Annotated in this window: 6 protein-coding genes; 3 read left to right on the top strand and 3 right to left on the bottom strand. The window is 70.0% G+C overall.

The window, feature by feature from the left end; all coding sequences use genetic code 11:
- Nucleotides 1–114: 114 nt before the first annotated feature.
- Nucleotides 115–939, bottom strand: a complete 825-nt coding sequence (locus tag HGA02_RS05490; RefSeq protein ID WP_168678152.1) for a DUF5926 family protein — start codon at nt 937–939, stop codon at nt 115–117.
- Between the two features lie 151 nt (nt 940–1,090).
- On the opposite strand from HGA02_RS05490, the gene pgm reads away from it, so the two are divergent.
- The 3 genes from pgm (at nt 1,091) to HGA02_RS05475 (ending at nt 5,027) form a co-directional block, all read left to right on the top strand.
- Nucleotides 1,091–2,767, top strand: coding sequence for a phosphoglucomutase (alpha-D-glucose-1,6-bisphosphate-dependent) (pgm, locus tag HGA02_RS05485; RefSeq protein WP_168678151.1), 1,677 nt, complete (start codon nt 1,091–1,093; stop codon nt 2,765–2,767).
- A gap of 312 nt (nt 2,768–3,079) precedes the next feature.
- Entirely contained in the window at nt 3,080–3,394 is a 315-nt protein-coding gene (locus HGA02_RS05480; protein ID WP_168678150.1) for a monooxygenase, read from the top strand.
- Nucleotides 3,395–3,674: 280 nt separating this feature from the next.
- On the top strand, nt 3,675–5,027 hold the full coding sequence (locus HGA02_RS05475) for an AAA family ATPase (protein WP_168678149.1): 1,353 nt from the start codon (nt 3,675–3,677) through the stop codon (nt 5,025–5,027).
- An 882-nt stretch (nt 5,028–5,909) separates the two neighbouring features.
- Here HGA02_RS05475 and HGA02_RS05470 read toward each other — a convergent pair.
- Both HGA02_RS05470 and HGA02_RS05465 read right to left on the bottom strand, forming a co-directional pair.
- Entirely contained in the window at nt 5,910–7,307 is a 1,398-nt protein-coding gene (locus HGA02_RS05470) for a UDP-glucose dehydrogenase family protein (protein ID WP_168678148.1), read from the bottom strand.
- A gap of 47 nt (nt 7,308–7,354) precedes the next feature.
- On the bottom strand, nt 7,355–8,414 hold a 1,060-nt coding region (locus HGA02_RS05465; RefSeq protein WP_168678147.1), incomplete at its 5' end, for a glycoside hydrolase family 26 protein.

The following is an 8,414-nucleotide window of genomic DNA, read 5'->3' as shown; positions in this document are numbered from 1 at the left end:
AGCCTAGCGAGCCGGACGTGGACCGCCCGCCCGGACCCGCAGGCCGGGACGCCGACGGCACCCGTCCGACGGGCGGCGTCGGCGTCGGCGTCGGCCGCGTCAGCGGGACGGGTGTCAGCGGAGCGTCACCTGACGGGCGACGAGACCCGCGCGAGCACGGCGCTCATTGGCGTCGAGCGGCTCGGTCGACGCGAGCGCCTCCGCGAACGAGGGCGCGAACGCGGCGAGCGGCGCCTCGACGTCCTCGGCCTCCGACCCGCGGGCGAGCTCCCACACCGGGACGACGAGTCCGCTCGACCGGAAGTAGCCGACGAACTTGCCGCCGTCGAAGCCCGACGCGCGACGCGCGTGCAGGCGGGCGAGCGCGTCGAGGACGACCTGCTCGTCGTGCGGCTGCGCCCAGCGGAGGAACTCGCGGGCGCCCATGCGGCACCAGTACGCGGACTCGGCGGCGGCGAGCTTGCGGGTGTCGATGATGCCCGCGTCGGCCTCCTCCATCGCCGCGACGAGGTCGGGGGTGCGCTCGGTGTCGGGCGCGAGCCAGTAGGAGAACGACTCGTGGACGGTCACCTCGAACGGCACGGACAGGTCGAGCACGTCCTGCAGGCGCGGGCCGGGACCGGGCAGGCCGACGGTCTCGACCGCCGTGCCGGGCTCGACCTCGAGCGCCTCGAGCAGCGAGGCGGCGAGGTCGCGGCTGGCGTCGCCGGACGAGCCGACCGTCTGGAGCGCGAGGAGGACCACGCCGTCGGCGCGGTGGAGCGCGGGCCACGCCGTCGGGAGGACGGTGGTGACGAGGACGTCGCGGGCGCCGTGCTCCTTCGAGGTTCGGGCGGTCGCGGTCGCCGCGGGGACGAGCTCCTTGAGCGCGACCCAGTCGGGCTCACCGGGAAGCCCCTCGAACGGACGCAGCACGAAGTCGGGCGTGTTCCTGGCCATGCCCCGAGGCTACCGGGCGCGACGGCCCGTGCCCGACCGGTCCCGCGCGTCGGGGCGGTCGCGGGGCGTGTGACGGACCTGGCACGGCGGGTCCACGGACCGGGACGGCCGGGGGCTGCGCGGTCACAGGTCATGCGGAAGGATCGACGGCATGGACCCGCGCGCCGGAACCCCTGCCCAGCCGTCCGACCTCGTCGACCTTGACGCCCTCCTCGGGGCGTACTTCGATCGCGAGCCCGACCTCGACGACCCCGCGCAGCGCGTGGTGTTCGGCACGAGCGGCCACCGCGGGTCCGCCCTGGACTCCGCGTTCAACGAGGCGCACATCGTCGCGATCACCGCGGCGATCGTCGAGTACCGCCGCGGGCAGGGCACCGACGGGCCCCTGTTCATCGGCCGCGACACGCACGGGCTGTCCGAGCCCGCGTTCCGGTCCGCGCTCGAGGTGCTGGCCGCGGCGGGTGTCGAGGTCCGCGTCGACGCGCGCGACTCGTGGACGCCGACGCCCGCCGTCTCGCACGCGATCCTCAGCTACAACGGCGCCGGCACCTCGGAGGGCGTCCGCACGGCCGGGCCCGGCCTGGCCGACGGCATCGTCGTGACCCCGTCGCACAACCCGCCGCGCGACGGCGGCTTCAAGTACAACCCGCCGGACGGCGGCCCGGCCGGGTCGCAGGCGACCGCGTGGATCGCCGACCGCGCGAACGCGATCCTCGCGTCGGGGTGGCGGTCCGTGCCGCGCGTGAGCTACGAGCAGGCGGTCGCGGCCGAGACGACCCGCAAGCACGACTACCTGTCCGCGTACGTCGACGACCTCGCGAACGTCCTCGACCTCGAGGCGATCCGGACGTCGGGCGTGCGGATCGGTGCCGACCCGCTCGGCGGTGCGTCCGTCGAGTACTGGGGCGCGATCGGCGAGCGCTACGGCCTCGACCTCACCGTCGTGAACCCGCAGGTCGACCCGCGCTGGTCGTTCATGACCCTCGACTGGGACGGCAAGATCCGCATGGACTGCTCGTCGCCGTACGCGATGGCGTCGCTGGTCCAGCGCATGGCCGGCGGCGAGGCGCCGTTCGACGTCGCGACCGGCAACGACGCGGACTCCGACCGGCACGGCATCGTGACGCCCGACGGCGGCCTGATGAACCCCAACCACTACATCGCCGTGATGATCCACTACCTGTACGGCGGCGCCCGACCGGGCTGGCCCACGGGCACCGCGATCGGCAAGACCCTCGTCTCGTCGAGCCTCGTCGACCGCGTCGCCGCGCGCCTCGGCCGCCGCCTGCTCGAGGTGCCCGTCGGGTTCAAGTGGTTCGTGCCCGGCCTCGTCGACGGGTCGGTCGGGTTCGGCGGCGAGGAGTCCGCGGGCGCGTCGTTCCTCCGCAAGGACGGCACCGTCTGGACCACCGACAAGGACGGCATGCTGCCCGCGCTGCTCGCGTCCGAGATCATCGCGACGACCGGGAAGTCGCCGTCGCAGATCCACGCCGAGCTCGTCGGCGAGTTCGGGCAGTCCTGGTACGCGCGCGTCGACGCCGCCGCGACCCGTGAGGAGAAGAAGACGCTCGCCGCGCTCGACGCCTCCCAGGTCACCGCGACGACACTCGCGGGCGAGCCGATCACCGCGCGCCTCACGCACGCGCCCGGCAACGACGCGGCCATCGGCGGCCTCAAGGTCACGACGGAGAACGCGTGGTTCGCCGCGCGGCCGTCGGGCACCGAGGACGTCTACAAGATCTACGCCGAGTCGTTCGTCTCCGAGGAGCACCTCAAGCAGGTCCAGGACGAGGCCAAGCAGGTCGTCTCCCAGGCCCTGGGCAGCTGACGGTCGCCGACGGTCTACGGATCCCCTCCCTGGCCGCGGGTAGCGGCACGGGAGACGGGATCCGTAGACTTGTCGGCGCCCGGAGAGCTGATCTCCGTGGAAGTCGAAGGCTCGTGACCCGTCTGGGACGTGGCGCACGGGCCTTTCGCATGTCGGGGTCCAGACAGCCACGACCCGCTCGTACGAGCGGCCGCAGGGTAGAGGCCTGAACCGACACGAGAGCGGGCGATCCACCGAGGTCGGATGTCGGTGGGCGGTGGTGTTCTGGCACCGGGTGGGCACCGGCCCACCGCGTGGCGGAGAGGACCGATCATGGCGCACCTGCTGTTCTTCGACTTCCCGACCGACGGGCCCGTAGATGACGAGGCCGTCACCGCGTTCGGCGCGCTCGCGGCGGACATCGCCGCCGAGGACGGGCTGGTCTGGAAGGTCTGGACGGAGGACGCCGAGGCCGGGACGGCGGGCGGCGCCTACCTGTTCACCGACCGCGCGTCGGCCGAGCGCTACCTCGCCAAGCACATCGCCCGTCTCGCGGACTTCGGCATCACCGACGTGACCACCTTCTCGACCCACGTCAACGCCGGACTGTCCACGATCACCCACGCAGCCATCCCGGCAAAGCGTTAACTTGCCGCGGCGGGTCGAGCCGCCGTCAGTTGACCGTGGACCGGCGGGGGGGCTACCGCCGCCGTTCGACACTCCGCCTTAAGAGGGTGTGAGATCCACCCGAAGGTCGACCGCTGCAGTGCGCGACGTTGCAGAGCAAGTCGCAGCCCCAGTTCCGCCCCGTCAGACACGCGTCACCGGGAGCCATGCAGCTCTTCCGGTAGCGCCTGCCTATACGCGCCGCGAGCACCTGCCCCCTCGGCACCCCGTTGCGCACCCTCCGACGAGTAGCCTCGGCCTCATGGCGACGCCCCGGCTCACCGAACTTCGGCTGACATCGTTCAAGTCTTTCCGTCGCGCGACGATGCCCCTCGGCGACGTCACAATTCTGACCGGACGCAATAGCAGCGGAAAGTCCAATGCGCTCGACGCTCTGGAAGTCCTCTCGCGCCTCGCTACGGGTGAGGACATCAACGACGCGCTTGATGGACGCCGACGTGAAGGCGGTCCGGTCCGCGGCGGATCACTGGGGTGCGCGCCGCATGGAACTCGGTCGTTCGACCTGGGATGCACGGTAGCCCTCGGCGAGGATCGTTGGAAGTACGACGTGACGATCGCGGTCGCACCGGAACTGCGCATCACCCGGGAGAGACTTCTTGGCCCTGGCCCGGCAGTGGAATCGGGCAGAGTAGAGAATCGCTGGCTGATCTCTACCCCTACGTCGAGCACCACTGCACCCGGTCTTCAAGCCGAGATTCACAACGGCCGACGCGGAGTCAATCCAGTGATGTCCTTTCGCGACAATCGACTGATTGCCGCACAGGTCCCACTACGCATCGCGCGGGGCACGGATGCGGAAGAGGCTGTTGCATTTGGTGCCGAAACTGTGCTCTCGACACTGATCGGCTCGTTCCATCTGGACCCCATCCCGCACCTAATGCGGAACTATGTGCCCTCCAGGGATACCGAGCTTCGGCGGACTGGAGAAAACGTCTCGGCCGCGTTGGCACGGGTTCGAAACGAGGATCCGGAGACCTTTCACCGGATCATCTCTTTGGTTCAGAAGGTGGCCGACGAGCGCATCCTCGACATCACAATTGAGGCATCACCACTGGGCGACGTGACACTAGCACTCACCGAGAAGTTCGGAAAATCTATCGCTCAAACGCCAGCACGCGAGATGAGCGACGGTCTCCTTCGGTTCATAGCAATCGCCACCGCACTCTTGACTTCGAGTAAGGGCCTGGATATTGATTCGGGCGTATCAACGCGAGACCTGCGCCGAGGCGTCCTAGTCGTTATCGAAGAACTCGAAAACGGACTTCATCCTTCACAGGCTGCCCGAGTGCTGGATCTCGTCCTGGAGGCGACTCGCGGCACGCGAGCGCATCCGAGTTCGACTCAGGTCGTGCTGACTACGCATAGCCCGGCGCTGCTCAATGAGGTCACCGGTCGCGCCAATCGCAGCGTTCTTGTCTGCTACCGCGACAACTCGGGCCATAGCCAGTTCAGCAGAATGACCGACCTGCCCGAATACGCGGAGGCGCTCGCGGCCGGAGAAATCGGCGACGCTGTCAGCGATGGAAGACTAGTCAATCCACGCTATCCGAAGCGAGACACCAGCGAGTTCGCGAGACTGCTGGGCATCGACTGATGCGCGTTACGTTCGTGGACACCAGCGTTTTCTGTAACTTGCTACCTGTTCCCGGAAGATGCGAGAACGAGTCCGAGGCAAAAGCGGACCTAAAGCGCCGCATCGGAATTGGAGAAACCCTCGTTCTACCTGCCACTACCGTCATCGAGACAGGCAACTTTGTAGCACAGATCAAAGACGGTGGATTGCGTCGCGACACAGCGACGCTGTTCTCTAGCCTGCTGCAAATGGTTGCGGCCGGCGCAGCCCCTTGGGTCCTCCATGAATTTCCGTGGGACGGCGCGTTCCTCACGGGACTCGTGGAAGGGGCCGGCACTGGCAGCACCCTTGTGGAGAACGCTGTGGCACATGTCGGCGTCGGCGACCTTAGCATCCTCCAGGAAATGCGTGCATACCGCGCACGTACGGCACTAGACGAAGTGTCAGTGTGGACGTACGACGCCGCATTAGCCGCTCATTCGCGATAGTGACCACCAGCATCTACTCTCGTTTCCAACCACTGATGACGTCGCCGGGACGGTCGAACAGATCGCCAATCGATCCATCGGAGAACGGCGCCGCCCTCGATGTACCCGAGGTGCTGCGGAACCGCCCGACCGTTCCGGAGCGCGGAGGTGCTGACGGGAACGGTCGACCATGAGTTCAGTCTGCGGTGCCGCCCTTCGTACCGAAGCGTGCGCGACCAGGTGCACGGACGGGCCGCGCACCTCGTTGTGAGGTGCGCGGCCCGTCGTGCGGAGCGGCGTCGGGGCGCGACGCCGCCCGCTGCACGCACCCCCGACCCGACGCGGTCGGGTGGTGCGTGCGGGGGTGACCGCCGGACCGTGCCTCCGGCGGCCCGAGGTCGGTCGCCGACACCCCGGCGACCGTTCAGGCGACCCGTCAGGCGGCGGTGCGGCCGAGGCCCCGGAAGGACCAGCCGGCCTGGCGCCAGCGCTGCGGGTCGAGCTTGCCGCGCGCGTCGATGACGTTCGCGTTCTGCGTGAGGGCGGCGAGCTTCGCCGGCTCGGCGCCGACGAACTCGTCCCACTCGGTGAGGACGAGGACGACGTCCGCACCCTCGACGGCCTCCTCGGCGGAGGTCGCGTAGCCGAGCGTCGGGAAGGACGCGCGGGCGGTGTCGCCGGCCTCGGGGTCGTACACGGTGACCTGGGCACCGCGCAGGTGCAGGGCCGCGGCGACGTTGAGGGCCGGGGAGTCGCGCACGTCGTCGGTGTGCGGCTTGAAGGCCGCCCCGAGGACGCCGACGCGACGGTTGAGGACGGAGCCGCCGCACGCCTCGAGGGCGAGCTCGACGACGCGGCCGCGCTGGCCCATGTTGATCTCGTCGACCTGCTGGAGCAGGGCGGAGGCCTGGTGCGCACCGAGCTCGTTGGCGCGGTGCATGAGGGCGCGGATGTCCTTGGGGAGGCAGCCGCCGCCGAAGCCGAGACCGGCGTCCAGGAACTGGCGGCCGATGCGGACGTCGTGGCCGAGTGCGTCGGCGAGGACGGTCACGTCGGCGTCGGCGGCCTCGCAGACGGAGGCGATCGCGTTGATGAACGAGATCTTGGTCGCGAGGAACGCGTTGGCGCTCACCTTGACGAGCTCGGCGGTGGGCAGGTCGCAGACGACGACCGGCGAGCCCTCGGCGATGGGCGTCGCGTAGACGCGGCGCAGCACGGCCTCGGAGTCGGCGGTGGTGCCGCCCATGACGATGCGGTCGGGGTGCAGCGTGTCCTGCACGGCCTTGCCCTCGCGGAGGAACTCGGGGTTCCACACGAGCTCGACGCGGACGTCCGTGCGGGCCTTCTGCGCGACGAGCTCGCGCAGACGGGCACCGGTGCCGACGGGCACGGTGGACTTGCCGACGATGAGCGCGTCGTGCGTGAGGTTCTCCGCGATGGCCGTGGTCGCGGCCTCGACGAACGACAGGTTCGCGGCGTGGCTCGTCTTGGTCTGCGGCGTGCCGACGCACACGAAGTGCACGTCCGCGAAGGCCACGGCCTCGGCGACGTCGGAGGTGAAGCGCAGGCGACCGGTGGCGAGCTGCTCCTCGAGGAGCTCGGGCAGCCCGGGCTCGTAGAAGGGCACCTTGCCGGCCTGGAGCGCGGCGACCTTGGCGGGGTCGACGTCGTAGCCGACGACCTCCATGCCGAGCGCGGCCATCGACACGGCGTGCGTGGCGCCGAGGTAGCCGGTGCCGAGCACCGAGATGCGGGGGGCGGGGGCGTCGGCGTCGAAGACGCGTCGGGGGGAGTGGTCCGCGACCGTGAGGTCGGGGGTCTGCTGCTCGGTCATGTCGGTTCTCCTTGAACGGCGGGGGTTGGCGGTGGGCGTCGCGGGCGTCATGACGCACCGCCCGGGAGGGCGAAGCCTGCGGCGGGGTCGTGCAGACCCTCGACGAAGGCGGCGAGGGAGTCGGCGCGCGACTCGACGCGCCAGTCGTTGGTGATCCGCTCGCCCTGGCTGATGGTGGTGACGGCGTGGTTGAACCAGGCGAACCCGACGACGTCGGCGTTCTCCGGCTTCGCCAGCGCGTCGAACAGGTCGGTGACCCACGCGGCCTTCTGGCCGCCGCTCTCCGACGCCCCGATCTCCGCGAGGAAGATCGGCTTGTGCGTGATGGCGCGCAGCTGGTCGAGCGACTTGTCGAAGGTCCACGCGAACGTGGGCGTCTGGCCGTCGCGGTACGGCGGCCGGTAGTAGCCGGACAGGCCGACCCAGTCGACGTACTCGTCACCCGGGTAGAGCGACTTCGTGTAGGCGAGCGACTGGTTCGCGGCGGGCAGGTTGTTGACGATGTTCGGCGCCCACACCCACAGCACGTACTGGTTCGCACCGGCGGCCTCGAAGACGTCGTGCACGTGACGCCACATGGCCACGTACTCGCCGGGGCTGTTGCCGTTGACGGACGCGCCGCCGGAGCCCTGCTCGTTCCACGGGTACCAGGACGCGTTCATCTCGTGGTCGAGACGGATCGCGACGGGCAGGCCGAGGGCGGTGACGTCCGCGGCGTACTGGCGCAGGTAGTCGTCGTAGCGGCCGTTGATGATCTCCTTGAGGGACCACTCGGGCTCCTCGACGACGTCGTTCGCCGTGGCGAGGTTGCGCGACTCCCACGTGAGCATGGGCATGGCGCCCTTGGCCCACGAGCGGGTCACGGCGTCGGCGCGGAAATTGCCGTCCCAGCCCTGGAAGTAGCCGACGATGCTCGGCTGCGTCCCGACCTGCGCGGCGACCGCGTCCTGCTCGGCCCAGCTGAACGGGGCCTGCGGGGTGTAGAGGCCGAACTGGCGGGCCGTCGGCTGCCGCAGCTCGGCGAGCGACGGTGCCGTGGGCTTGACCTCGGGGGCCGGGCCGGACGACGACGGCGTGGCCGCGGCGGCACGAGCCCGGGCGAGCGCG

It is taken from the genome of Cellulomonas septica (assembly GCF_012396155.1).
In the GTDB taxonomy this organism is placed as follows: domain Bacteria; phylum Actinomycetota; class Actinomycetes; order Actinomycetales; family Cellulomonadaceae; genus Cellulomonas; species Cellulomonas septica.
Note: the sequence above shows the minus strand (reverse complement) of the source record. Positions and strands in the feature narration are given on the sequence as shown.